We start from the raw sequence: 24,199 nt of genomic DNA, 5'->3' as shown, positions 1-24,199 counted from the left end.
AAGCGAGGTTGTTGATGCGAGCGATTTTCTGCGCCTACGATGGAAGCGGCCATCTCAACGGCCCGAACGTGTGGCTGCGGCGGCTGCTGCCCGCCCTGCGCACGCGCGGGATCGATGCCCAGGCCCTGTTCCTGCTCAGCGGCCCGCCCGAGCAGTGCCCCACCCTGCAGGCGCTTGAGCGGGCCGGGGTGCCATGCCGCGCCGCGCCGCCCATGCGCACCACCGAGGAGCGCGTGCGCTGGCTGGTGCTCTCGCTGATGCAGATGCAGCCCGATGTGCTGGTGCCCAATGTGGTGCTGCCCGCCTATTACGCCGCCCGCTGGGCGCGCGCCGCCGGGGTGCCCACCGTGGGCGTTATCCACTCGGACGACCCCTTCCACCACGCGCTGATCGAGCGGTTCGTGTGCGGCAGGCCCGAAGATCAGCTCAGCGCGCTGGTGTGCGTCTCGCAGTCGCTGGAGGCCCAGGCCCACAAGCAGGCGCTGCTGGTGAGCCGACGACCGCAGATCGTCCGTATTCCCTGCGGGGTGCCGCTGCCGCAGGCCCAGGCCCAGCCTCCCGCCGAGCGCTTCCGCATGATCTACGTGGGGCGGCTGGTCGACGAGCAGAAGCGCGCCAGCGACGTGGCCCGTGCGCTGGTGGCCGCCACCCGCGCCATCCCAGGGGCCGAGGCTGTGATGTATGGCGAGGGCCACGCCCGCCCGGCGATCGAGGCCATGCTGGCCCAGGCCGACGCGCCGGTGCGGCTGGGCGGCGCGCTCGCGCCCGAGGCGGTGCAGGCCGCCATGCTCGACGCCCACGCCCTGGTGCTGCTCTCCGACTACGAGGGCCTGCCGATCGCGCTGATGGAGGCCATGTCCTGCGGCGTGGTGCCGATCTGCTCGCCCATGCGCAGCGGCATCGCCGAGCTGGTGACGGATGATGTGAACGGCATGATCGCGCCCGACCGCGCCGAGGGCTTCGTGGCCAAGGCCAGCCAGCTGCGCCAGGATGTGGCGCTCTGGCAGCGCATGAGCGCCGTGGCCCGCGCCACCATCGCCACCAACTACAGCGATCAGGCCGCCACCATGCGCTGGGCCGCGCTGCTGGGCGAGCTTGGCAGGGCGCGCAGCCCTGGTATAATCAGCCCGCCGGTGCGGCTCGACCTGCCGCACTACCACGACGCCTTCGCCCGCGAGGATCAGCGCGGGCCGTACGCGGTGGCCGAGGCGCTGCGCCGCGCCCGCGTGGCCCTGGGCGAGCTGCGCCGCGAGCTGCCGCACATGAAACTTTCGAGGTAGCCAAGTGCCCAACCCATCCCTGCGACATCGCCTGAAGCCGTGGCTGCCGCCCGCGCTGGTGCGCATCTACCGCAGGCGGCGCGGCGACCCGCGCGCCGACCCGCAGTTTACCCTGCCCGCGCGGTCCCTGGCCGAGCTGTGGCCCACGCCCGCCGCCGCCGAGCTGGCGCTGCCGCTGTCGCTGGCCGCCCGCGCCGACGAGTGGGCCATGCCCGCCGCCGAGCTGCTGGCCATGGCCGCGATCTGCGTGCTGGCCCAGCCCCGCCGCGTGTTCGAGATCGGCACCTACACCGGCGAGACCACCCGCGTGATCGCGCGCAACACCCTGGCCGACGCCAGGGTCGACACGCTCGACCTGGCCCCCGACGAGTTCGCCCGCCGCGTGGGCCGCCCGCCGCACTACGTGGCCGGATCGGCCTTCCACGGCACCCCCGAGGCCCAGAAGATCGCCCAGCACGCGGTGGGCGCGGGCGGCTTCGACTTCGCGCCCTTCGCTGGCCAGTACGACCTGGTGTTTGTGGATGCCGACCACCGCTACCCGGCGGTGAAGGCCGACTCCGAGCAGGCCCTGCGCCTGGCCCGCCCCGGCGGGGCTATCGTGTGGGATGACTACGTGTGGGACGAGCGGCACCCCGAGTGCGCTGGTGTGACGACCTACCTGAACGAGCTTGTGCGAGACCTTCCGATTTATCGCATCGCGGGCACCCGCCTGGCGTGGGCGCGGGTGTAGCGTGGTGTGCCAACCGAGCACTATGGAACGATCAAGCGCGTATCGACAGGCCGCCGATGTATTTGCCGAGGACGCCGTGATGCTGCGCCGCACCGAGCAGCTGCTGCACGGCGCGATCGAGGAGGCCGCAGCCGTGGTGCGCAGCGCCCTGGCCAGCGGCCACCGCGTGACGGTGTGCGGCAATCGGATCAGCGGGGCGGTGGTGGCGGCGGCTGGCCTGGGCTACGATGTCTTCCTGCCGCCCGGGCAGGCGGGCGATGTGCTGCTGGTGATCATGGTGGGCACCCCGCCCGATGATCTGCTGGGCGTCATCCAGGCCGCCCGCGACCGCGGCCTGATCGCTATCGGCCTGCTGACCGACGAGTCGCTGGCCCTGCGCGAGGTGTCCGATATTGTGATGTGTGTGCCTGCGGCGGATGCTGGCGCGGCGCGGCTGGCCATGGTGGCGGTGCTGCGCACCATCAACGTGCTGATCTCGCCGGGCCTGTTTTTAGAGTAGCGAGGTGGTGTTCCCTATGGCTCATAGCTCTGGCGCGCCGCTGCGGCGCGCGGTCTTTCTCGACCGCGACAAGACCCTGAACGAGGATCCTGGCTATATCTCGCACCCCGACAAACTGTTTCTGCTGCCGGGCGTGGGCGAGGGCCTGCGCCAGCTGCACGACGCTGGCTACCTGCTGGTGGTGATCAGCAACCAGTCGGGGGTGGGGCGCGGCTACTACACCGAGGATGACCTGAGCGCGGTGCACGCCCGCCTGCTGGCGCTGCTGGCCGCCCAGGGCGTGCTGCTGGATGGCGCGTACTACTGCATGCACACGCCCGCCGACCACTGCGCCTGCCGCAAGCCCGAGCCGGGCATGATCCTGCAGGCCGCCCGCGAGCTGGGCATCGACCTGGCGCAGTCGGTGATGGTGGGCGACAAGGTCTCGGATGTGGAGGCGGGGCGGCGCGCTGGCTGCGCCACGGTGCTGATCGCGCCCGAGCCGCCCGCCGCGCCGGTGCCTGCCGCCGATGTGGCGCTGCCTGACCTGCCCGCTGTGGCGGCCTGGCTGCTGGGCAAGCCGGTCGAGGTGTAGTTTCTCAGCTGGCGGCGTTTTCTGGCCCCAGGGCGCATGCTCTGGGGCCTTGTCTTTTGCCTATGATGCTTTTTTTGGTGGGTTTTTGAGTTTTTGATTTTAAAATGATGGGTACGCTCTGATCTGACACTTTCTGCTGCAGGATAAAAGCTACCGGGCCGGACGTGGGTGTCACCGGCTGCGGCCTTATCCATCCGGCGAAGGTGCTGCGCTTGCATGCTGGCCATAATCCTCACCGCAGCGGCGTGGCCTTTCCCCCAGCGGCGGCCTTTTTTTCTTGGTGCTTTGGAGCCTTGGTGGTAAAGAATCTTCTCGTTTTTTTCGTGCCCTTGTGTCTTCGTGGTGAAAGTAGTCCCTTCCATCTGGTGGGTGGATGCCCTGCGCGGGCGGCGCATAGGGGCCAGCCCCTATGAACCCCGCGAGGGGGCGCGGCCCCCTTCGATCCCCCAATTTGAGGCGTTCCGATGCGCTCGGCTGGCGGCTGGTGTTCGTGCATATGGCCAGTTTGTACGAGCGGCACCTTCGCCGCATGGGCCGGGTGGGTGGGGCTGGTTGTCTCTAAATCCTTCCCCTTTTGTCCCGTTCGTGTCTTCGCGCCTTCGTGGTGAAAGGTGCTCTTGGAGTCTTGGAGTCTTGGTGGTAAAAGGTTTCCCTTTTGTCCCGTTCGTGTCTTCGCGCCTTCGTAGTGAATCGGTTCTCCCCTCGCGCCTTCGTGGTATTCGCGCTCCCGCTGCCCGTGCTTGCACGCCAGATCTGCTTCTGGTACACTAGCCCGCCGGATACACACGACAAGAGAAGCGGTATGGCTATGTTAGAGGCGACCCTAGACCGGCTCTCGGAGAACCCCAGCGCCTGGAACGTGCTGCGCAGCGCGGTGGAGGCAGGGTTCCGTGGCGAGCGAGCCGTGATCGATAATGAGCTCCACCCCTGGGATGGCGATCCCGACCGACGATTTCTCGACTTTGGCTGCGGCACGGGCGAGTTCGCGCCCAGCTTCCCCGCCGAGCGCTACACCGGCGTGGATCTGGGGCTGCACTATGTGCGCTGGGCGGCCAGCAACCGCTCGGGCAGCTTCGCGGTGGGCAACGGCGCGGCGCTGCCGCTGCAGGATGCCAGCTTCGACGCCGCGCTGGTGGTGGGCGTGTTCCACCACCTGCCCGACGCGGTGGTGCGCGGCGCGGTGGCCGAGCTGCACCGTGTGCTGAAGCCGGGCGGCATTCTGCTGGCCATGGAGGACATCGCGCCGCGCGACGCCTGGAATCTGGCGGGCCACGCCATGCACTGGCTGGACCGGGGCGGCTACATCCGCAGCGACGCCGACTACCGCGCGCTGATGGGGCCGCATTTCGCCACCCGCCGCGAGTACGCCATCCGCTCGGGCATCTGCGACTACGCGGTGTATGTGATGGACCGCTGCGGCGCGGTGGAACTGCACCCGTGAGCCGCGCGCGCACCGCGCTGGCCGAGCCGCTGGCGCTGGCCCGCACGCTGGGCGAGCGCGCGCTGTGGCTGGTGCTGCTGGCCGCGCTGCTGCTGTGGGCGCTGGCCTACCAGGTGCCCTACCAGCACACCATCCTGTTCGGCGGCGACGCCGAGCAGCTGCGCCGCCGCGACGACGAGCCGTTTCTGCGCGGCTGGAACGATGCCCCCGAGCCGGTGGATGCGGTGTGGCTGTCGGATGCGTGGCGGGCCAGCGGCCAGCAGGGCTACCGCTGGGCTATGGACGAGGCCGACCTGGTGCTGCCCGGCCTGGGCGGCGGGCGCTGGCTGGTGGCTATCTCGGTGGCGGGCCAGCCCAAGGATACGCCCACGCCCAGCGTGTGGGGCGATGGCACCACCACCAGCACGCTGCAGCTGAGCCGCGCCCCGCAGCGCTATGCCCAGCTGTTCGCCACCGACGTGTGGGGCGACCTGGCGCTACACTTCTCGACGCCGCGCCTCGATTCGCCGGGCGACCCGCGCCCGCTGGGCTTCGCGGGCTACCGCGCCAGCGTGCGCAGCGTGGGCTGGCAGCTGCCGCCCGCCGCCGTGCTGGGCTGGCTGGCGCTGGCGGTGGGTGGGGCCTACGCGCTGGCGCGCAGGCTGGGCGCGGCCCAGCGCTGGGCCGCGCTGGGCGGGCTGCTGGCGGCGCTGCTGCTGGCCGTGGCGCTGGCGCTGTGGCGGCTGGCGATTACCGGCTGGGCGGCCCCGCTGGGGCTGGTGGCGCTGGGCTGCTACCCGCTGGCGCTGCTGGTGCTGCGCGTGCCGCCGCTGCAGGCCGTGCCCTGCGCCCCCTGGCAGCGCCAGGCCATGGCCGGGCTGGTGGCGCTGGCCTTCGCCATCCGGCTGGGCGGCATGCTGCACCCGCAGATCCTCTTCAGCGATGTCGAGATGAATGCCAACAAGCTGCGCGCGTTCGCCGAGGGCGCGGTGTACCAGAGCGCGGCGCTGCCGTCGGAGACGGGCGGCGGTCTTGCGCCCTACCCGGTGGGGCAGTACATCGTGGCCGCGCCCGCCCAGGTGCTGTTCGCGCCGCCCCAGGGCGCCGAGTCGGTGAAGCAGGCCTACAAGCTGGTGCTGATGGTGTCCGACGCGCTGCTGGACAGCGCAGTGGTGGCCATGATCTGGTACATGCTGGCCATGGGCGGCTATGGGCAGGCCGCCGCGCTGCTGGGCGCGGCGCTGTACCTCGCGCCCAGCGCCACGCTGCGCTCGTTCAACGTGGGCGAGCTGGCCAACATCGCGGGGCAGGCCATGGCGGTGCCGCTGCTGGCCCTGCTGGCCGCGCACGGCGGGCGGCTGCGCGAGCCGCGTGTGGCCGCGCTGGCCCTGGCGCTGCTGCTGATGGCCATGCTGGGCCACTCGGGCGTGACGATCTCGATGGGGCTGACCCTGGCCTGCCTCGCGGCGCTGTGGCTGGCCTCGGCGCGCTCGCTGCGGGCCGTGCTGCCACTGCTGGCGGTGGGCGCGGCGGCGGCGGCGCTGCTGGGGCTGCTCTACTACTCGGCGCAGCTGCACCTGCTGCTCACCGTGGGCGGCAGCGCGCCCATGTCCACCCGCAGCGTGCCCACGCGGCTGGCGGATGAGCTGCGGCGGGTCTTCGCGGGCACCGACACCACCATCACGCCCCCGCTGATGCTGCTGGCCGCCGCAGGCGCGGCCTGGCTGCTGTGGGCGCGGCGCGGCCTGCTGTGGGCGCGGCTGGTGCTGGCGGCCTGGTGGGCCAGCGCGCTGCTCTCGCTGGCCGCCCTGGCCGCGCGCGACCAGACGCTGCGCTGGGATCTGTTCCTCTACCCGGCGCTGTGCCTCTCGGCGGGGCCTGCGCTGGCCTGGCTGTACGGGCGGGGCCGCTGGGGCCGCGCGGCTGCGCTGGGCCTAGCCGCGCTGCTGGTGGGGCTGGGGCTGGCTGGCTGGGGCCTGGGGATCGCGAATAGGTACCACGTGATCTAGGCGCGCGATAGGCCCGTGGCGCGGCGAGACTCGGCAACTGCCCATGGGCGGTCGCCGAGTCTCGCCGTTTTATGTGCCGGAGCCGAGCTATCTTATGGTGTGGCTGGGAGCGGTAGCGTGTACTTCTTCCTGAATTTGAGAAAAGGCTGCTCGATACAGCGATACGAGAGGTAGCCAAGCGGCAGCATCAGGATCAGCCCAAAGAACGCGGCGAGGCAGGCGATATAGAAATTATCCAGCTGTACGATATGATCGTTGATGAACTTCGCTAGCTTGAAGACAAAGAAGTAGTGGATGAGATAGATCGAGTAGGAAAGCTCGCCCACCTTCCCAATGACCTTTGATAGCCCTGTGTTGCTCAGCTGGAATGATGTATCGTACCACGCGATGAAGATAGCGTAGGCGACGCCCTCTATTGTCGGCATAAAGATCCAGATTGATTGGCTTTGATAGTAGCCGCCGTAGCGATCAAAAAACCAGTAGAAGAGCATAAAAAGCAGCGATGATGCCATAAAGAGCAGGTGCTTTTTCTTAAACAAACCTCTGGCGTAGTAGCCAATGATCCCCAGGGTGAACTGATCGATTCTTCCGATAATAGTCCAGTAGGAAAGGTACTGTATCTCCCCAAGCACCCTATACAGCAGCAATCGCACAATAACTGCCGCAACGATGATGCCAGTGAGCCTTGCCTTTGATGATCGAGCGAGCTTGAGTATGAACGGCAGGATGATGTAGAAATGCAGCTCGGCAGTGATCGACCACCCGCCATTTGGCCATACTGGGGAGATAAGGCCTGAGATCATCGAGAAGATGTAGGCCACCGGATCTTTGCGGGCCGCAAGTGATATGCAGCCATTCACGATGATGATAATGATCAGCAGCGGAAAGAGCCGCAGCGCCCGGTTGCGCAGGAACAGGCGGTAGTCGATGTTCTTGCCGTCGAGCAGCTTGGTGAAGAGATACCCGCTGAGCGTCATAAACAGCGCGACGCCGGTGTGGCCCTCATCCAGCAGCGCGAGGGGGAAGACAGCGGGGGTGTAGCTATGCGGTATGGGGTAGCCGCTTTGGCCAAAGTGGAGGAAATGCCAGCAGAAGACCATAAACAGCGCGATTGCCCTGATATGATCGAGTGCGACATAGTGCGCCCCCGAAGATGATTTCATGCGCTGTACCTTAGCTCGCAGGGATACAGGGTTGCCAGGGAAAGAACATGGTGGCAATGAGCCTCCCAACGGCGCTGTTGGGAGGCGTGCCTATGCCTAGCCTGGCAGGGCCAGCGGCAGGTTGGGGTTGACATCCAGATCCCAGCCGCTCTGCACGCCCGCCTCGAAGCGGTAGAAGCCCGCCGCGCCGACCATGGCGGCGTTGTCGGTGCACAGATCCACGGCGGGGAAGCGCACGGGGATGCTGGCGCGGCGCTGCATCTCGCCGCGCAGCCGCGCGTTGGCGGCCACCCCGCCCGCCAGCACGATCTCGGTCGCGCCGAAGGCCCTGGCCGCATCCACCGCCTTGGTCACCAGCACATCCACCACCGACTCCTGGAAGGCGTAGGCGATCTGCGCCGTGAACTTATCTACCCCGGCCTGCTCGGCGGGGGCCGCGCTGGGCGCTGGGGCGGCCTGCCCGGCGCGCGGCAGGCTCTTGCTGGCCACGCCGCCCACCTTGGCCTCGCGGCTGTCGCGGGCCTGGATCTGGTGCAGCACCGCCGTCTTCAGGCCGCTGAACGAAAAGTCGTAGCTGTCGCGCAGCCAGGCGCGGGGCAGCACCACGCCGCCCTGGGCGCTGGCGGCGGCGCGCTGGATGGCCGGGCCGCCGGGGAAGCCCAGGCCCATGATCCGCGCCGACTTGTCGAAGGCCTCGCCCGCCGCGTCGTCGCGGGTCTGGCCCAGCAGGCGGTAGCGCCCGTGGCCCTCGATCAGGGCCAGCAGCGTGTGTCCGCCCGAGACCACCAGGGCCACCAGCGGGAACTGCGGCGCGGTCTCGGGCGTGGTGCCCAGCCAGCTGGCGTAGATGTGGGCCTCGATGTGGTTGACGCCCACGAAGGGCAGCTCGCGGGCGAAGGCGATGCCCTTGGCCGCATTCAGGCCGGTGAGCAGCGCGCCCGAGAGCCCTGGGCCGTGGGTGGCCGCCACCGCGTCGATGGCCTGCCAGCCGCCGGGCACGCCGCGCACAGCCTCGCCGATCACCGATTCGAGCGCTAGGATGTGCTGCCGCGACGCGACCTCGGGCACCACGCCGCCGTAGCGGCGGTGCTCGTCGATCTGCGAGGCGACGATATTGGAGAGCACCTCGCGCCCGCCGCGCACCACGGCGGCGGCGGTCTCGTCGCATGAGCTTTCGATCGCGAGGATGGTGAGGTTCTCTGGGGGTGTCTGGTGTGTCATAGCTACATGATCATTTCATTACAGAGCGCTGCGCTCAGATTTCGCGTCAGTATCGTTTATTTTACCATGAGGCGTACGATGGCGATCTGTTTTATCATTCGTCTGTCAGGCCGCTGTCAGGAAAGCCCTTGTGGCCCCATGTAGTATAGGAAGCGAAGCAGCGATTGGCGACCGCCGAGGCGAGGCGCGAGGCTCTGTGAAGCCATCGCGCGCCCCGACGGATTCTTTCGGAGCACACCCATGCGTTCTCGAATCTCTCTTTTTGTGTTCACCTGCTGCCTGCTGGGCGGCCTGATCGCGCAGCCCGCAGCCGCCGCCGACAGCAAGCCCTTCGATGGCCAGCCGGAGCAGATCCAGCTGCGGGTGCAGCCCACGCCCGACGCAGCGCCCGCCGAGCCGGACTACGTGTCCGGCATCACCCGCACCGGCGAGCCGTTCACCCACCTGCTGCTGCGGCGCGAGGCCAGCGTGCCCAGCGGCGGCGCGCTCAGCCTGCAGATCCGTGTCTCCGCCGATGGCGAAAGCTGGACCGACTGGGGCCAGGCCCCCGATAACGACGAGCTGTGGGTGCCCTCGGATGGCCCGAACGTGGCCTGGAGCGACACCATCTCGGTGGGCGCGGTGGCCCAGTTCTGGCAGGTGCGGGCCTTCTACACCAGCGCGCCCGACGGCACCGCCCCCGCGCTCAGCAAGATCGACGTGAACACGGTCGACACCCGGCTCTCGAACCAGCAGAGCGCGGTGCAGGCCGAGGCCTTCGCCCGCGCGGGCCAGCCCCGCGCCAGCGGTATCAGCAAGCCCGCCGTGGTCTCGCGCACCGCCTGGGGCAGCCCCGACGGCCAGAGCAGCCGCGCCACGCCCGCCTACTACGCCGTCAACCACATGGTGGTGCACCACACCGCCGATGCCAGCACGCTCACCGGCAAGGAGCAGAGCTGGGCCGACCGCGTGCGCGCCGAGTGGACCTTCCACACCATCACGCGCGGCTGGGGCGACGTGGGCTACAACTACCTGATCGACCCCAACGGCGTGATCTACGAGGGCCGCGCGGGCGGCGATGACGCGGTGGGCTTCCACGACACCGCCAACTACGGCTCGATGGGCGTGTCGGTGATCGGCACCTACACCAGCAGCGCCCCCTCCGCCGCCGCCCAGCAGAGCCTGGTGAGCCTGCTGGCCTGGAAGGCTAGCCAGAAGAAGATCGACCCGCTCGGCTCCTCGTTCTACTACGGCTGCTCGATCTCGACCTACTGCAAGCCGAAAACCGGCACATCGGTGATCGCCAACATCGCCGGGCACCGCCAGGTGACGCCGGGCCACACCACCTGCCCGGGCGATGCCTTCATGGCCATTTTGCCCAGCATCCGCCAGCAGGTGCAGAACCGGCTCAGCGGCCAGGGCGATACGGCCACCGACAACGGCGATCTGCAGGTCGACGAGGTGGAGAGCAGCTTCACCTCGGTGGGCGACTGGCACACCGCCGCCTGCGGCGAGGGCGGCAGCACCCAGTGGACCTACGCCACCGACGCGGTGGCCGAGTCGACCAACATGGCCACCTGGAAGCCCAACATCCCCACGGCGGGCACCTACCGCGTGTACGTTTCCATCCCGCAGGGCTGCGGCCTCGCTAGCCCGCCCTACGCCACCGGCAAGGCCAGCTACACCATCCACGTGAAGTCCGGCGAGGAGTACACCAGGGTGGTCGACCACAATACCTCCGACCAGTGGGTCGACCTAGGCGCGTACACCTTCGGCGCTGGCACGGGCGGCTGGGTGGTGCTGAGCGACATGGCCGAGCCGTTCGCGCAGCAGAAGGTGATCTTCTTCGACTCGGTGAAGTGGGTGGCCGAGGATACGGCCAACACCAACCCCAGCCTGGTGAGCGTCTCGCTCACCGGGCCGGACGCCAGCAAGCCCAGCCAGGTGCCTAGCGGCGGCCTGCTGAAGGTCAGCTTCACGATCAAGAACAGCGGCTCGACCACGCTGGCCACCCAGGAGCCGCAGGCCACGCTCTCGCCCGATGGGGCGCGCTACAACGACGCCAGCAGTGGCACCGACGACTCGTATGTGTATGACGAGGGCGAGTGCTTCATTGGCGACAGCACTGGGTCATACGGCGCATTCCCCAAGGAGTCGAGCAGCTTTCGCCTGACGCTGGGGCCGAAGAACCTGGCCGATGTGTCGCTGAGCTGCGCCGGGGCGGTGGGCAGCGACGCCACGGGCTACTACCCGTGGCGCTGGGGGCTGAATGGCCCCCTCGCCCCCGGCGAGACCCGCACGGTCACGGGCTACATCCGCATGCGCAACCCCGGCACCACCAGCCGCACCATCACGCTGCAGGCCGGGCTGGTGCAGGAGTACGTGAAGTACTACGCCACCAGCGTGGCCCAGACCACTATCACCGTGACGCCCGAGCAGAGCGCCCCGGCCCTGGCCGAGCTGGGCGGCGACGGCGCGGCGCGCGCCCAGGTCTATCGCCTGGCCAACATCCCCGCCAACTTCCTGGCCCGCACATCCAACCCGCTCTCGATCGCCACCGGCGAGCAGCTGGGCAGCTTCGCCTGGAACGGCGCGCCGACCGACTGGGGCACCGGCGGCCCGGTCGGCGGCGCGACCGACAGCTTTGTGGTGCAGCAGACCCGCGCCTTCAGCGTGCCCACGGCGGGCGAGTACACCTTCCGCACCGCCAGTGACGACGGCTCGTGGCTGTGGGTAGATGGCCAGCTGGTGGTGAACAACTACGGCCTGCACGACAGCGAGAATATCGTGGATGGCACGATCACGCTGAGCGCGGGCGTGCACACCCTGGGCTTCAAGTACTTCGAGCGCAGCGGCGGCGCGGCGGCGGGCTACACCATGGCGCGGCCTGGCTTCGAGGTATTTGAGGTTATCCCCGACGCCACCGCAGGCGGCGCGCTGGCCCTGGGTGGCACCTTCGTTCAGACGCCGAGCATCGCGCTGGCCGCCGAAGACCTGGGCGGCCTGGGCGTGGCCAAGCTGAGCTATAGCCTGAACGGCGGCCCGTGGGTCGATTCGATCGACCGGCTGGCGAAGCTGGGCAGCCTGGCCAACGGCAGCTACACCCTGCGCTACGCCGCCACCGACGCGGCTGGCAACAGCGCCGAGCGCTCGGCCAGCTTCGTGGTGGACAACACCAAGCCCTACTACCGCACCTACGTCCCGGCGGTTACGCGGTAGGCCCTCCTAACAGCGCTGCTTCTCTGGCCCGCTGGCGCTGCCTGCGGGCTATGCGCTTTTTCTCACCCGCGCTCCAGGCCCTGCTCATTTGACGCGTGTCGCAACTATGGTACACTCTCGGACGGCCCGACGCTTACAAACGCCATACGGCGGCGCGTCAATTGAACAATAGAAGGAAGCTGGAGCAACTCAATGCGCAATCTTCTCGTGACCGGCGGTGCCGGTTTCATCGGCTCGAACTTTGTCCACTATATGCTGGAGAAGTACAGCGACTATAAGATCGTTGTCTACGATAAGCTGACCTACGCCGGTCGGCTGGAGAACCTGGAGCGCGTGAAGGGCAACCCGCACTTCGCCTTCGTGCAGGGCGACATCTGCGACCTGGCTGCGGTGCGCGGCGCGGTGAAGGAGCACGGCATCGACACGATCGTGAACTTCGCCGCTGAGACCCACGTCGACCGGTCGATCATGGACCCCGACGCCGTGGTGCGCGCCAACGTCAATGGCACCTGGGCGCTGCTCGAGGTGGCCCGCGAGCTGAAGCTTGAGCGCTTCCACCAGATCAGCACCGACGAGGTGTACGGCGCGATCCCCGAGCCGAACCGCTCGAAGGAGGGCGACCCGTTCGAGCCGCGCAGCCCCTACTCGGCATCCAAGGCCGGGGCCGAGCACCTGGTGTACTCGTACTTCATCACCTACGGCGTGCCCACCACCACCACCCGCGGCTCCAACAACATCGGCCCCTACCACTTCCCCGAGAAGGCGCTGCCGCTGTTTATCACCAACGCCATCGACGACATCCCGCTGCCGCTGTACGGCGACGGCCGCCAGCAGCGCGACTACCAGTTTGTGCTCGACCACTGCGAGGGCATCGACCTGGTGCTGCACAAGGGCGAGCTGGGCGAGGCCTACAACGTGGGCACCGGCGTCGAGACGCGCAACATCGACATGGCCAAGAAGGTGCTGGCCCTGCTGGGCAAGCCCGAGAGCCTGATCACCTACGTGACCGACCGCGCCGGGCACGACCGCCGCTACGCGCTGGACACCACCAAGCTGCGCGCGCTGGGCTGGGAGAGCCGCCACAGCTTCGACCAGGCGGTCGAGGCCACAGTGCGCTGGTATGTGGAGAACGAGGCCTGGTGGCGGCCCATCAAGTCGGGCGCGTACAAGGAGTACTACGACAAGCAGTACGTGCAGCGCGGCTAGGTCGGTCGTGCGGCATTGAGGGCGGATGGGGCGCAGGAATACTTCCTACGCCCCTTGTCGTTTGGGGCGGTGTTTTTGGGGCAGACCACCAGAGATTCGCGTGAGGGCATATGAATACAGAACATCCGGCGGCGCTTGTTTCCCACATGCAGAAGCTAGCCGCCGCATATGGGAATCGTGCTGAGGAATACCGCCAGCTTGCAGAGGAGTTCTATAATGTAGCGAAGGAATCTCCTCTCGCACATGATCAGTGGATTGGATTAATACAAGACTACATTCGACATAATCAAGATATCTATCTTGTGTTAACGCTTTTCGACTATATGACACAAGATGAGCTATGCCAGATTTTTGATGAACTGGTCTATCTCGCAGTATTTTGGATACCTTCGGTTGATTTTGTACGAGAAACTATTCTTAGCCTGCCCCATGATTGGGTAGTGGCTCGCATAGAAGCGTCTGCCGAAGCATTCCTTGATGAGCCACATGATCCCGACCCATCTATTGCCTACTCGCTCCTGGTTGGGCTGTATGAGCGGCTGGATGTGGGTATCACGATGCGTCTGGCCGAGCGTGCTATGCGGCATACCAACGAGGAGATCCGAGAGCTAGGCGAGCTGGTGTTCTCAGAGCAGCGAGAGGCATATCATGCACTGCTGCACAAAGATGGAGCGCGCGATTAGCGAGGGGTAAGTTATTGGATATATCAAGCTACCAGCGCCGTTGGGGAGACTGTGATGCTGAAACATATCTTCGAACAATTCCTCCTACGAATACCACTCTGGCTGGTTATTCTATTCTTCGATATACTAGGCGGTCTAGCCATAGGGTTAGCAGGATTTGCTGTTCTCTTATTAACAGGTCGCAGTTTATTACCAGGTGGTGGTTCATTATGGATATGCATGGGGGTTGGTCTATTTCTAGGGTTAGTTAATGTGATATGGGGATTGATAGAAAAGAAATAAGGTGCGGAATATAGGCGGTGCGACAATTATATCGAACAGCAGTTGCTTCCTGATTTCGGTGGTGGAATCGCGGAATGGGAACGGCTTAATGAATTACTGGAAGGCCATGAGGAATCACGCGGTGATGTGATGAAATGGATCTTCGAGTATCTTAAAGGGTATGTGTATACGCGTGAGCTGGCAGGAGAAGAGGTCTTTCAAAAGAATAGAGATGAGGGGATTGATATAATCCATCGATTACTTGCAAGTTCCGATGAAGATAATCGGGAGACGGCAATACTTTCGTTGGAAGGGATATACGATAAGGGTGAAATAAGAGATGCGGACATATTAGAGCTACTTAGGCCTCTCCTTAATGATCCATCAATATGGTTGCAGCTTGAAGTAGCTGAAGCACTCAAGACTATTTCTCCTAATGATGTTTCTGCTAAATTGAAGCAATTAGAAACACATGAATCTTCGCATATAGTGGATAGAGCAAAAAAGCTTTTGGAAGAGATGCAATCGCCCCGCGCCCCTTCAGCTCTAGGTACTTGTTGATCAGCGCGATGCTCAGCTTGTCGGCGGGCACGTCCAGGGTTAGCACCCCGTGGCAGTTCCGCGTGTCCAGCACCACCGGTAGCTCGTCCCGCAGCAGCTCGGCCACGGCGCGCTGCTGCGGGCCACCAGCCTGACCTACCTGCACAACGACTACCTCGGCTCGGTAAGCGTGGCCACCGACGCGAACGGCGCGCTGCTGCACAAGCAGGAGTTCGACCCGTGGGGCAGCGTGCGCGCGGGCGACGTGCCCGAGACCACGCTGGACTATACCGGCCAGCGGCGTGACACCACCGGCCTGCGGTACTATAATGCCCGCTACGACGACCCGGTGAGCGGCCACTTTCTCAGCGCGGACACGATTGTCCCCGGCGCGGGCGCGCTGACCATGGCCCCCAACGACAGCACCGCGCGGGGCCTGTGGGGCAAGGGCGGCAATGGCCCAGCCAACCCGCAGGAGCTGAATCGCTACTCGTATGTGAACAACAACCCAGTGCGCTGGAATGATCCGAGCGGGCATTTTGCTCAACTGCTCATGCTACCATTACTGGTTGTATCTGCTCCTGCATGGATAGTCCCGGCACTCATTGTTACAGGAGTGGTTATTGTTGCTGCTGGGGTTGCGTATGTGGCAGCAGATACATTAAAGTCTTATAATGAGGCTAAGCAGAGACAGAATGCATCAAATAAGGGGAAATTAGCAGATAAACCTGCAGATAAGCCTGCCGAGACAGCAGTGCCTGATGTTGGTCAAAAGCTCCCTGGGAGTAAGACTTTATATCAGGATGACAAAGGTGTACGTGTTGATGTTGAAAACCCTGCCGGTAGGCAAGGTGAAGTGCACATACATGCTGGATCTAATAAACCGGAGGATAAGTATCGCTACAATCCAGAAACTGGTAAGTTCGTTGGTAAAGATGGTAAGGATGCCCCTAAGAGTGTGCAAGATCTGCTAAAGATTGAGAAAATTGCTAAGGCTATAAAGAGAGGAGTAGAGGACTATTTAGGCATCAAATAGTAGAAGCCTTAATATAGTCTGAATAGGCAGTTAATATAGGATATAGAGGTATTAATCGTCATATATTCAAGCTAATCATATAGCCTCAAATTTATATGATTAGCTTGAATGCGAGGAGCCTATAATGCAAGACCCTGCTGAGTTGCTTAGGAATAGTATGGAATCGCTATCTATGCTGTTTTCTATGAAGTTTAAGCAAATAGGCGGTGTTGTTGTTGTAACAAATAACCTCAATATGAAGTTTTTTGCAGAGAAGATGATAAGCGATCCTGTCGGATATGAAGCTAGTGAAAATCATTTTCATTTAGATTATATGATCTCTCGAGATCTTAGTAGGAAGGTGCTCATGGATATTGGGAAAGGTATCATTTTTGTTTGGAATGAGAGAATCCACACTATGATAGATGATAATGTGATATTTTATTTAGGTGGAGATGACAGCATTATCTTGAGATTCCACTTGGAGAGAGGAGATGACTACTGGTTGCCACCTCATAATACAGGACTCTTGAAACGTGAGAAAATGGCTGTTTTAAGGGGTACATCGACAGGAATAGAAACGCTATTTGCTCCTAAAATTAGCCGTAGTAAGCAGCCGTAGCAAGATTTTTGTATAGCGTAGGTAAACCTGTTTTATTCACGTTGAGCTGAATTTTTGGGCGTTGTGGCTGCCCCCCAGCAGCTCTAACGCCCCCGCCCCACACGCGGCGGGCGGGCGAGTGGCCCGCCCGCCGCGCCCGCCTTCTCCCCTCCGCTAGATCGCCCCGCGCCCCTTCAGCCCCAGGTACTTGTTGATCCGCGCGATGCTCAGCTTGTCGGCGGGCACGTCCAGGGTTAGCACCCCGTGGCTATTGAGCGTGTCCAGCACCACCTGGCGCTCGTCCCGCAGCCGCTCGGCCACCGCGCGCTGCTGCGGACAGCGCCGCCCTCGGCTCGGTGAGCGTGACGACCAACGAGCAGGGCCTGAAGGCCAGCGGGCAGGAGTTCGACCCGTGGGGCAACGTGCGCGCGGGCGCCGTGCCCGAGACCACGCTGGACTACACCGGCCAGCGGCGTGACAGCACCGGCCTGCTGTACTATAATGCCCGCTACTACGACCCGGTGAGCGGCCACTTTATCAGCGCGGATACCGTGGTGCCAGATCCGACAAACCCACAGCAGTTTAATCGTTACTCGTATGCCCTAAATAATCCTGTACATAATACAGATCCAGATGGTCACTGTACAGAAACTGGCAAAGGTGATGATTATTGTCATCCATCGTATGGTAATGGCGGTGGCGGCGGTGGCTCAGTGGAGAGTTGGACAGATGATATTTTGTCAATAGACGATGGTGTTGGCGATGTTTATTATCGTTCGTACGAGGTGGAAATTGCAGGATCGAAATATTCGCAAAACGAGTATTTTGATCTTATGAGGAATCACTTCGGTGCATTTGCAAATGGGGATACATCTGTATTCAAAACAAACGGGACTGCATTGAATCGAGGTGACCGTATAGATATTACAGGTATGGGCTTACCAGTTGGAGTATATGTTGGAGATATATCTAATAACTCCTTCACACTATACACTGCTAAGGGACATGTTGAAGCTGGTGCCATTCGCTTCAGCGTTAATACGAATAGTGCTGGTAACCTAGTTGTGAGAATTGACTCTGAAGCCCGTGCAGCTAACGGTGCTGCACATAATATATATGACTGGTCCTTTGTATCTGGTCCAGGCAGAGCTGCACAAACAGGGGTTTGGACTAATTTTCTAAGCAATGCAGTAAGACTTTCAGGTGGACGATATGCGAATATATCCGCTGAAGGAAAAGCTGTTGGCCCACTTGCAGCTAAAATTACTACATCAACGGCAAGAACACCATCATATCGCATTGCTCCATCCAAGCAAATGTTGAATGCTCTATCGAAATAAATACACTTTTATGAGTCTCAGGGCACTTACTGCCTTGAGACTCATAAAAGTGTATAAAAGTAATATATTATGGAGAAGATAATGAAGTTTAACTCAATAAACATAGTGATTTACACCGTCTCACTTTTAACTGCAATATTTTTGAGTACAGTTCTATCCAATCAATCTATAGAACTGTTTATAAAGCTAATATCTATTATTGTTAGTGTACCGACATCACTTTTTATGAGTAATATCATATTAAGTAGAATATATAATGGTGGATCGAGTTTGTATTATCATGAATTTAATATTAAACGCAGCATACTCAGTAATTTATTGTTGTTAATTAATGGAACATGTTTAGAGTTTATAGCCTATCAATTAATGTATATTATATTTTTAAGAGAAAATATAAAATTTATTTATATGTATATAATAGGTTTTCCTTATGTTGTTATATACATGTTTATACCGTGTTTGTTCACTTTAATACCAATGACTCTTTTGCAGATACTAATCTCTCGACGTTTCCCACCAACACATTAATGTCTGGACGAAACGCATATTATATCTTATTGCATGACATCCTTCCCATGCTTTACCATAGCTCGACCATACTTGCGTCACAGGGCAACTGGAAGCTAGGAAAGGAACGTTGGTAGTCGAGCACGCGCGGTGCATGGGCGGGCCAATTACAGGCATGCGTTGTTACTTGCGTGCGGTTTATCGGCTACCTCATCTGCTACGTTTGGGGAGCAGTTTGCAACGGCTCTGCCGCTCATAGCTGCACCCCAGTAGCCACAAGACCCCACCGCCCCACACCCCAAAGCGGGCGGGCCACTTGCCCGCCCGCCTCGCCCGTCCCCGCGCCCCCGCTAGATCGCCCCGCGCCCCTTCAGCCCCAGGTACTTGTTGATCCGCGCGATGCTCAGCTTGTCGGCGGGCACGTCCAGGGTTAGCACCCCGTGGCTATTGAGCGTGTCTAGCACCACCTGGCGCTCGTCCCGCAGCAGCTCGGCCACGGCGCGCTGCTGCGGACAGCGCCGCCCTCGGCTCGGTGAGCGTGACGACCGACGCGAACGGCGCGCTGCTGCACAAGCAGGAGTTCGACCCGTGGGGCAATGTGCGCGCGGGCGACGTGCCCGAGACCACGCTGGACTACACCGGCCAGCGGCGTGACACCACCGGCCTGCTGTACTATAATGCCCGCTACTACGACCCGGTGAGCGGCCACTTTCTCAGCGCGGATACCGTGGTGCCGGGGAACGCCTCCGGCGGCATGGATGGCGTGGCGCTGAAGCCGCTGACCGTGAGCTTTGCGGAGCCGGGCCTGCTGAGTAGCCTCAATTCAGAGGAGTCTCATGCCGATAAGTTGTATTGGGGTGGACCAGCCAACCCGCAGAGCCTCAACCGCTATAGCTATGTACAAAATAATCCTATAATATATAGAGACCCAACAGGACATGAGCCTCGAGGTCCTAAGGGAGATCCTGTAGGTAAGGGATGGTCTTATCGTATTGACGCGTTTAATAACGGAGACGGCTTTGAAATCCATGTCTTTAATCCAAGAGGGCAGGAAGTAGGTATCGTTGCTGGTCGGGATGGATGGATAAATAAGCATAATAAACCAGGTGAAATCCCATCAGGCATGCCCGAAGAGGTGATAAATAACATCAATGGTGTTAATGTATCTCAGCTTCGCAGAAGAGGACTTATCCCAGAAAAAGGCGTTGCTCCATCTATTAAGAATGGAAGCTACTTACTTGAGGGGCGTACTATAATGGGGGTAACTGGGTTAGTACTATCCTTAATTCCAGGGGTTATAGATGATATTGATAGATTCAACCGGGCATCAAAAAATGGAATAAGTTTTGATGCTCAGTTGGAAAAAGATGTCAGAGATATGGGAAACCCTCAGTATATAGATACACCTTTAGGGCCATTTCCTAATCCTTGGTATAACACTGGGGTAGCCTGATAATCTATTTAATACTAGATGATTATCATATGATATCTATAAAATATTATATGATAATCATCTAGTATTAACGTAATTTATAGTACATTAAACATGTACTATCGGCATATGCTCTAATTTAAGCAATTTATCAATGGAGGTTAAATATATGTTTATACTAGATATCCCTGAAACAAAAGATATAGATATGATTAAAAGTAAGTTTAATAATTACATCCAGTACATCAATTCTATTCAGGAAAATCTACCGCAAGAAACTTTTGAGTTTGCCATTGCATCATGGCACTATGATGGCCGAGACCCAAAATGCCCTAATGATGCGTGGCTTGAAAACATGAATATATCTGAACATTATAGAAATGAATCACAATGTCGGTATGTTGACATTAATATAAGGTTACTAGGCGCATATCATGATGGATATATAAATCTTCATTATAAAGACGTTAAATTTTATACATTAGGATTTATCAAAGAATCGAAAGAAGGTGATTTCAATGAATTAGGTCATGGTGACTGGTTAATAGATGAGATTTTTCTCGGAGATAATGGAAATGTTGTTCATAAAATTCGATTTTCAGAAGGAAGTCAATGGGAAATTCAATGCAATAACATCATATACACATGGAATCCATCATAAGTTTCCTTTAAATAAGACAAGACATGTCATTAGGCTGTTTCTGACAATCCGGTCTCGGATATGGTATAATTATAGGTTGACCATAATCGAGATGGAGGAATCATGGGACGGTACGAGTTGACTGATGAACAGTATGCCCTGATCGAGCCAGAATTGCCCCGCAACGGCGAAAAGGCAGGCCATCCATGGAACGAGCATCGCCCGATCATTAACGGTATTTTCTGGAGGCTCCATACCGGTGCCCCCTGGCCTGATATTCCTGAGCGGTACGGCAAATGGAAAACCATTTATGACCTTATTGCATGACATCCCCTCATAGCTTTACCATAATTCGACCATGCTTGCGTCATAGGGAAGGCAGAAGCCAGGAAAAGAGCCTTGGTCGTCGACCACGCGTGGCACCATGGGCGGGCCAATTATGGGCATGCGGCGCTGCTTGTGGGCGGTTTGGCGGTTACCCCAGCCGCTGTGGTTGGAGCGTAGCTTGCGACGGCTGAGTCGCTCATAGCTGCTCCAGCAGCCACAACGCCCTCGCCACACCTTCCCACACCAAGGCGGGCGGGCCACGCGCCCGCCCGCCGCGCCCGCCTTCTCCCCCCCGCTAGATCGCCCCGCGCCCCTTCAGCTCTAGGTACTTGTTGATCAGCGCGATGCTCAGCTTGTCGGCGGGCACGTCCAGGGTTAGCACCCCGTGGCTATTCAGCGTGTCCAGCACCACCTGGCGCTCGTCCAGCAGCAGCTCGGCCACGGCGCGCTGGTAGATCTGGGTCGAGCTATCGGCGGGCTGCCCGGCCATGGCGCTGATGTGCGGGTCGGAGAGCACCACGCACAGCGGCAGGTGGCGCTGGGCCAGCCGCGCCATGTGCGTGATCAGCGGCTTGGCCGCGTCCAGCGTCACAATGTCGGTGAACAGGATGATCAGCGAGCGGCGCTTCTGCTTCAGCGACAGGTAGGCCAGCGCCTGGGCGTAGTCGGCCTCCACCGGCTCGAACTGCACGTTGTAGAGCGTCTCCAGCATGCGCTGGAACTGGGCCTTGCCGCGCTTGGGCGCGAGGTAGTCGCGCACGTCGTCGGCGAAGGTCAGCAGGCCGGTGTGGTCGCCCTTCAGCCCGGCCACGTAGGAGAGCAGCAGCGCCGCGTTGATCGCGTAGTCCAGCTTGGCCAGGTCGCCGATGGGCGAGCGCATGAGCCGCCCCGAGTCGATCACGCTCATCACATACTGGCTGCGCTCGGTCTCGTACTCGGCGGCGATGGGCTTGCCGCGCCGCGCCGTGGCCCGCCAGTTGATGCGGCGGAACTCGTCGTCGCTGGTGTACTCGCGCAGGCGCTCGAACTCGGTGCCGCTGCCGTAGACCCGCGCGTTGCGCAGCCCCAGCTCGAACAGCATGCCCTTGCGGGCCAGCAGGTCGTAGGTGCGCACATCCAGCACGTTGGGGTAGACCTTCACAGGCGCGGCGGTGGCGTAGCGGTGCTGCCGCACGAAGGTGCCCAGCAGGCTGGGGTAGCGGATGTTGGTGTCGCCGAAGCTATAGTCGCCGCGCTGGTCGGGGGTGAGCCGGTAGCGCAGCTCGCAGACCTCGAACGGGCGCACCTCGCCGCGCAGGATCAGCGCGTCGCTGGCGAACTGGTGCGGGTACTCGTCGCGCAGCTGGAAGCGGACGCTGCGCTGGGCGCGGCTGGAGACCAGCAGCGTGATGCCATTCTCGGCCCCGATCGACAGCTTGGTGTCGTTGATCCGCTCGATCTCCAGATCCTGCGGCTTGGTCGACACGACATAATCCACCACCACAAAGGCCGCGATCAGCAGCACGTAGAGGATGGCCAGCCAGACCAGGGCGGGCACCATGGCCGACCCGGCCACCAGCACCGAGCCGATCAGCAGCAGCAGCAGCAGGCGCAGCGTGGGGATCATGGGCGCGCCCCCCGCGCGGCGGGCGCGCTCATCGCGGCACCTCGACCCTGGCCAGCACGCGGGCCATGGCGGTGTCGGCGTTCAGGCCCTCGATCTCGGCCTCGGGCTTGAGGATCACGCGGTGGCGGTAGACCGGGCGCACCAGGAACTTCACGTCGTCGGGCACCACGAAGGCGCGGCCCTGCATGGCGGCCCAGGCCTTGGCGGCCAGCAGCAGGCTGATCGAGGCGCGCGGCGAGCCACCCAGCAGCAGGTCGAGGCTCTTGCGGCTGGCCTGGGCGATGTCGGTGATATACTTGAGGATGCCCTCATCCACCTGCACGGCGGCGATCTCGCGCTGGGCCTCGGCCAGGCCCTCGGGCGTCACCACGGGCTGCAGCGCGGCGCGCTCGATGTGGCGGGCGTCGAAGCCGTGGTGGTAGCGGCGCAGCACTTCGATCTCCACATCCTGCGGGGCGTAGTCGATCAGCACCTTGAACAGGAAGCGGTCGAGCTGGGCCTCGGGCAGCGGGTAGGTGCCCTCGTACTCCACCGGGTTCTGGGTGGCCAGCACGAAGAACGGCGCGGGCAGCGGCATGCGCTGGCCCTCGATCGTCACCTGGCGCTCCTCCATAGCCTCCAGCAGGGCGCTCTGGGTCTTGGCCGGGGCGCGGTTAATCTCGTCGCCCAGCAGCACCTGGGTGAAGATCGGCCCCTTGCGCAGGCGGAACTCGGCGCTGCCGATCTCGAAGACCTGGGTGCCGATCACATCGGAGGGCATCAGGTCGGGGGTGAACTGCACGCGCTTGAACTCGGCCTGGATGAGCGAGGCCAGCGTCTTGGCCATCAGCGTCTTGGCGGTGCCGGGCACGCCCTCCAGCAGCACGTGGCCGCCGCTCAGCAGCGCGATCAGCAGCTGGGTGAACACATCCTCTTGCCCCACCAGCACCTTGGCGGCCTCGGCGCGGATGGCGTTGGTCATATCCTGAACAGTCATGGTTATCCTTCCAGTGGCTGGGCGGTGGTCTGGATCTGCCGCCACCACGTATCGACTCGGCCCTGAAGATCTGCGCCCTCGCGCAGGGTAAGGTTGCTGCGGTAGAGCAGCGCCATCCAGATCGGCATGGGCGGCAGCACCAGCAGCGAGCCCATCAGCCAGGTGGCGGCGACCAGCGAGTTGGTGAGGATGCTATCCTCGCCCAGCAGCATCGCCACGGGGATGGGCAGCACGATCGTGAGCAGGGTGGTTATCGCCGTGCCCGCGCCCAGCATCACGATCGCCGCGCAGCCCCAGATCCCCACATTCTTGATGAAGCGATAGGCGATCATGTTGATGCCGTTCTGGATGGCCATGCCCAGCGAGCGGTAGCCGTAGGCCCAGGCCTGCAGGCCGTAGATCATGCCGCCTAGCGAAGCCCCGCTCATGAAGATGCCGACCATGTACAGCGCCGCCACCAGCACGACCATAAGCACGCCGAACACCATCCCGCCGGTCGCGCCCAGGCCCGAGGATGAGTTGAAGGAGCTGCCGAAGACCGCCGCCACCAGCAGGAAGATCATGTACAGCGGGCAGGCCAGCAGCGTGCTGAAGATGCTCATGGCGATCTGCGACAGGATCGTGTAGATCATGCTGAAGATCGCCATGCCCAGCAGGTGCAGCGGCGGGATGCGGAACACCTCGCGCAGACGGATGGGCTGGTCATCCAGCGCCAGGTTGGCTGCCCGCGAGAGCACTCCCATCAGGTAGATCAGCAGCACCAGCAGCAGCAGCACGCCGAGGATGATCAGCCCGAACATGGGCAGCACCTCGACCCTAGTGATCAGCGCCACGCCTAGGCCCACCAGGATGGCCGTGGGCACGAACCACACGGCGGCCACCAGCAGGAAGCTGGTGAAGTGGCGGCGGTAGAGCGCCAGCCCCTGGTCGAGCAGGGCGAGGGTTGGGCGAAGCCGTTCGTGCATGCGGGT

General features: G+C 61.8%; 21 protein-coding genes. 16 read left to right on the top strand and 5 right to left on the bottom strand.

The window, feature by feature from the left end:
- Nucleotides 1–14: 14 nt before the first annotated feature.
- The 6 genes from F8S13_05855 to F8S13_05830 all read left to right on the top strand — a co-directional run bounded on the left by F8S13_05855 (nt 15) and on the right by F8S13_05830 (nt 6,512).
- Complete coding sequence (locus F8S13_05855; GenBank protein ID KAB8144396.1) at nt 15–1,280, top strand: glycosyltransferase family 4 protein; 1,266 nt, start codon at nt 15–17, stop codon at nt 1,278–1,280.
- 4 nt (nt 1,281–1,284) lie between these two features.
- Nucleotides 1,285–2,010, top strand: a complete 726-nt coding sequence (locus tag F8S13_05850; protein ID KAB8144395.1) for a class I SAM-dependent methyltransferase — start codon at nt 1,285–1,287, stop codon at nt 2,008–2,010.
- Between the two features lie 22 nt (nt 2,011–2,032).
- Nucleotides 2,033–2,509: a hypothetical protein gene (locus tag F8S13_05845; protein ID KAB8144394.1), complete on the top strand. Its 477-nt coding sequence runs from the start codon at nt 2,033–2,035 to the stop codon at nt 2,507–2,509.
- Nucleotides 2,510–2,525: 16 nt separating this feature from the next.
- Entirely contained in the window at nt 2,526–3,083 is a 558-nt protein-coding gene (locus F8S13_05840; protein ID KAB8144393.1) for an HAD family hydrolase, read from the top strand.
- Nucleotides 3,084–3,891: 808 nt separating this feature from the next.
- Nucleotides 3,892–4,524, top strand: coding sequence for a class I SAM-dependent methyltransferase (locus F8S13_05835; GenBank protein KAB8144678.1), 633 nt, complete (start codon nt 3,892–3,894; stop codon nt 4,522–4,524).
- Nucleotides 4,521–6,512 (top strand): hypothetical protein, encoded by a 1,992-nt coding sequence (locus F8S13_05830; GenBank protein KAB8144392.1) that lies wholly within the window; start codon nt 4,521–4,523, stop codon nt 6,510–6,512. The genes F8S13_05835 and F8S13_05830 overlap by 4 nt, the downstream gene beginning before the upstream one ends.
- Nucleotides 6,513–6,604: 92 nt before the next feature.
- Here the strand turns inward: F8S13_05830 and F8S13_05825 are convergent, their stop codons facing one another.
- Together F8S13_05825 and tsaD are read right to left on the bottom strand one after the other, a co-directional pair.
- Nucleotides 6,605–7,675: an acyltransferase gene (locus tag F8S13_05825; protein KAB8144391.1), complete on the bottom strand. Its 1,071-nt coding sequence runs from the start codon at nt 7,673–7,675 to the stop codon at nt 6,605–6,607.
- Nucleotides 7,676–7,771: 96 nt separating this feature from the next.
- Complete coding sequence (tsaD, locus tag F8S13_05820; protein ID KAB8144390.1) at nt 7,772–8,896, bottom strand: tRNA (adenosine(37)-N6)-threonylcarbamoyltransferase complex transferase subunit TsaD; 1,125 nt, start codon at nt 8,894–8,896, stop codon at nt 7,772–7,774.
- Between the two features lie 240 nt (nt 8,897–9,136).
- Between tsaD and F8S13_05815 the strand changes: the two genes are divergently transcribed.
- The 10 genes from F8S13_05815 (at nt 9,137) to F8S13_05770 (ending at nt 20,646) form a co-directional block, all read left to right on the top strand.
- Entirely contained in the window at nt 9,137–12,094 is a 2,958-nt protein-coding gene (locus F8S13_05815) for an N-acetylmuramoyl-L-alanine amidase (GenBank protein KAB8144389.1), read from the top strand.
- Nucleotides 12,095–12,286: 192 nt separating this feature from the next.
- The gene (rfbB, locus tag F8S13_05810; GenBank protein ID KAB8144388.1) at nt 12,287–13,300 is read left to right on the top strand and encodes a dTDP-glucose 4,6-dehydratase; all 1,014 of its coding nucleotides are present in this window, start codon (nt 12,287–12,289) and stop codon (nt 13,298–13,300) included.
- A gap of 110 nt (nt 13,301–13,410) precedes the next feature.
- Nucleotides 13,411–13,983 carry a hypothetical protein gene (locus tag F8S13_05805; GenBank protein ID KAB8144387.1) on the top strand — a complete coding sequence of 191 codons (573 nt, stop codon included), beginning with the start codon at nt 13,411–13,413 and terminating at the stop codon, nt 13,981–13,983.
- Between the two features lie 324 nt (nt 13,984–14,307).
- Nucleotides 14,308–14,805: a HEAT repeat domain-containing protein gene (locus F8S13_05800; protein ID KAB8144386.1), complete on the top strand. Its 498-nt coding sequence runs from the start codon at nt 14,308–14,310 to the stop codon at nt 14,803–14,805.
- Between the two features lie 196 nt (nt 14,806–15,001).
- Entirely contained in the window at nt 15,002–15,820 is an 819-nt protein-coding gene (locus tag F8S13_05795) for an RHS repeat-associated core domain-containing protein (GenBank protein ID KAB8144677.1), read from the top strand.
- A 124-nt stretch (nt 15,821–15,944) separates the two neighbouring features.
- The gene (locus F8S13_05790; GenBank protein ID KAB8144385.1) at nt 15,945–16,421 is read left to right on the top strand and encodes a hypothetical protein; all 477 of its coding nucleotides are present in this window, start codon (nt 15,945–15,947) and stop codon (nt 16,419–16,421) included.
- A 335-nt stretch (nt 16,422–16,756) separates the two neighbouring features.
- Complete coding sequence (locus F8S13_05785; protein ID KAB8144384.1) at nt 16,757–17,740, top strand: RHS repeat-associated core domain-containing protein; 984 nt, start codon at nt 16,757–16,759, stop codon at nt 17,738–17,740.
- A 1,039-nt stretch (nt 17,741–18,779) separates the two neighbouring features.
- The gene (locus F8S13_05780) at nt 18,780–19,700 is read left to right on the top strand and encodes an RHS repeat-associated core domain-containing protein (GenBank protein KAB8144383.1); all 921 of its coding nucleotides are present in this window, start codon (nt 18,780–18,782) and stop codon (nt 19,698–19,700) included.
- Nucleotides 19,701–19,848: 148 nt separating this feature from the next.
- Nucleotides 19,849–20,340, top strand: a complete 492-nt coding sequence (locus tag F8S13_05775) for a hypothetical protein (protein KAB8144382.1) — start codon at nt 19,849–19,851, stop codon at nt 20,338–20,340.
- Nucleotides 20,341–20,442: 102 nt separating this feature from the next.
- Nucleotides 20,443–20,646, top strand: a complete 204-nt coding sequence (locus F8S13_05770; protein ID KAB8144381.1) for a transposase — start codon at nt 20,443–20,445, stop codon at nt 20,644–20,646.
- Nucleotides 20,647–20,941: 295 nt separating this feature from the next.
- Here the strand turns inward: F8S13_05770 and F8S13_05765 are convergent, their stop codons facing one another.
- From F8S13_05765 to F8S13_05755, 3 genes are read right to left on the bottom strand one after another with little or no spacing between them, the layout of a single operon-like run.
- Nucleotides 20,942–22,252: a DUF58 domain-containing protein gene (locus tag F8S13_05765; GenBank protein ID KAB8144380.1), complete on the bottom strand. Its 1,311-nt coding sequence runs from the start codon at nt 22,250–22,252 to the stop codon at nt 20,942–20,944.
- A gap of 28 nt (nt 22,253–22,280) precedes the next feature.
- Nucleotides 22,281–23,228, bottom strand: a complete 948-nt coding sequence (locus F8S13_05760) for a MoxR family ATPase (protein ID KAB8144379.1) — start codon at nt 23,226–23,228, stop codon at nt 22,281–22,283.
- Nucleotides 23,229–23,230: 2 nt separating this feature from the next.
- Nucleotides 23,231–24,193 carry a hypothetical protein gene (locus F8S13_05755; GenBank protein KAB8144378.1) on the bottom strand — a complete coding sequence of 321 codons (963 nt, stop codon included), beginning with the start codon at nt 24,191–24,193 and terminating at the stop codon, nt 23,231–23,233.
- Nucleotides 24,194–24,199: the final 6 nt, after the last annotated feature.

The sequence above is a fragment of the Chloroflexia bacterium SDU3-3 genome (assembly GCA_009268125.1).
Lineage (GTDB): Bacteria > Chloroflexota > Chloroflexia > Chloroflexales > Roseiflexaceae > SDU3-3.
The sequence above is the reverse complement of the archived record's forward strand: the minus strand, read 5'-3'. Positions and strand labels throughout refer to the sequence as shown.

What these genes read in the sequence shown, in the direction of transcription:
- F8S13_05825 (KAB8144391.1), bottom strand. Translation starts at nt 7,675, where the DNA reads ATGAAATCATCTTCGGGGGCGCACTATGTCGCACTCGATCATATCAGG.
- F8S13_05835 (KAB8144678.1), top strand. Translation starts at nt 3,892, where the DNA reads ATGTTAGAGGCGACCCTAGACCGGCTCTCGGAGAACCCCAGCGCCTGG.
- F8S13_05790 (KAB8144385.1), top strand. Translation starts at nt 15,945, where the DNA reads ATGCAAGACCCTGCTGAGTTGCTTAGGAATAGTATGGAATCGCTATCT.
- F8S13_05770 (KAB8144381.1), top strand. Translation starts at nt 20,443, where the DNA reads ATGGGACGGTACGAGTTGACTGATGAACAGTATGCCCTGATCGAGCCA.
- F8S13_05765 (KAB8144380.1), bottom strand. Translation starts at nt 22,252, where the DNA reads ATGATCCCCACGCTGCGCCTGCTGCTGCTGCTGCTGATCGGCTCGGTG.
- F8S13_05805 (KAB8144387.1), top strand. Translation starts at nt 13,411, where the DNA reads ATGAATACAGAACATCCGGCGGCGCTTGTTTCCCACATGCAGAAGCTA.
- tsaD (KAB8144390.1), bottom strand. Translation starts at nt 8,896, where the DNA reads ATGACACACCAGACACCCCCAGAGAACCTCACCATCCTCGCGATCGAA.
- rfbB (KAB8144388.1), top strand. Translation starts at nt 12,287, where the DNA reads ATGCGCAATCTTCTCGTGACCGGCGGTGCCGGTTTCATCGGCTCGAAC.
- F8S13_05775 (KAB8144382.1), top strand. Translation starts at nt 19,849, where the DNA reads ATGTTTATACTAGATATCCCTGAAACAAAAGATATAGATATGATTAAA.
- F8S13_05855 (KAB8144396.1), top strand. Translation starts at nt 15, where the DNA reads ATGCGAGCGATTTTCTGCGCCTACGATGGAAGCGGCCATCTCAACGGC.
- F8S13_05760 (KAB8144379.1), bottom strand. Translation starts at nt 23,228, where the DNA reads ATGACTGTTCAGGATATGACCAACGCCATCCGCGCCGAGGCCGCCAAG.
- F8S13_05755 (KAB8144378.1), bottom strand. Translation starts at nt 24,193, where the DNA reads ATGCACGAACGGCTTCGCCCAACCCTCGCCCTGCTCGACCAGGGGCTG.
- F8S13_05840 (KAB8144393.1), top strand. Translation starts at nt 2,526, where the DNA reads ATGGCTCATAGCTCTGGCGCGCCGCTGCGGCGCGCGGTCTTTCTCGAC.
- F8S13_05815 (KAB8144389.1), top strand. Translation starts at nt 9,137, where the DNA reads ATGCGTTCTCGAATCTCTCTTTTTGTGTTCACCTGCTGCCTGCTGGGC.
- F8S13_05845 (KAB8144394.1), top strand. Translation starts at nt 2,033, where the DNA reads ATGGAACGATCAAGCGCGTATCGACAGGCCGCCGATGTATTTGCCGAG.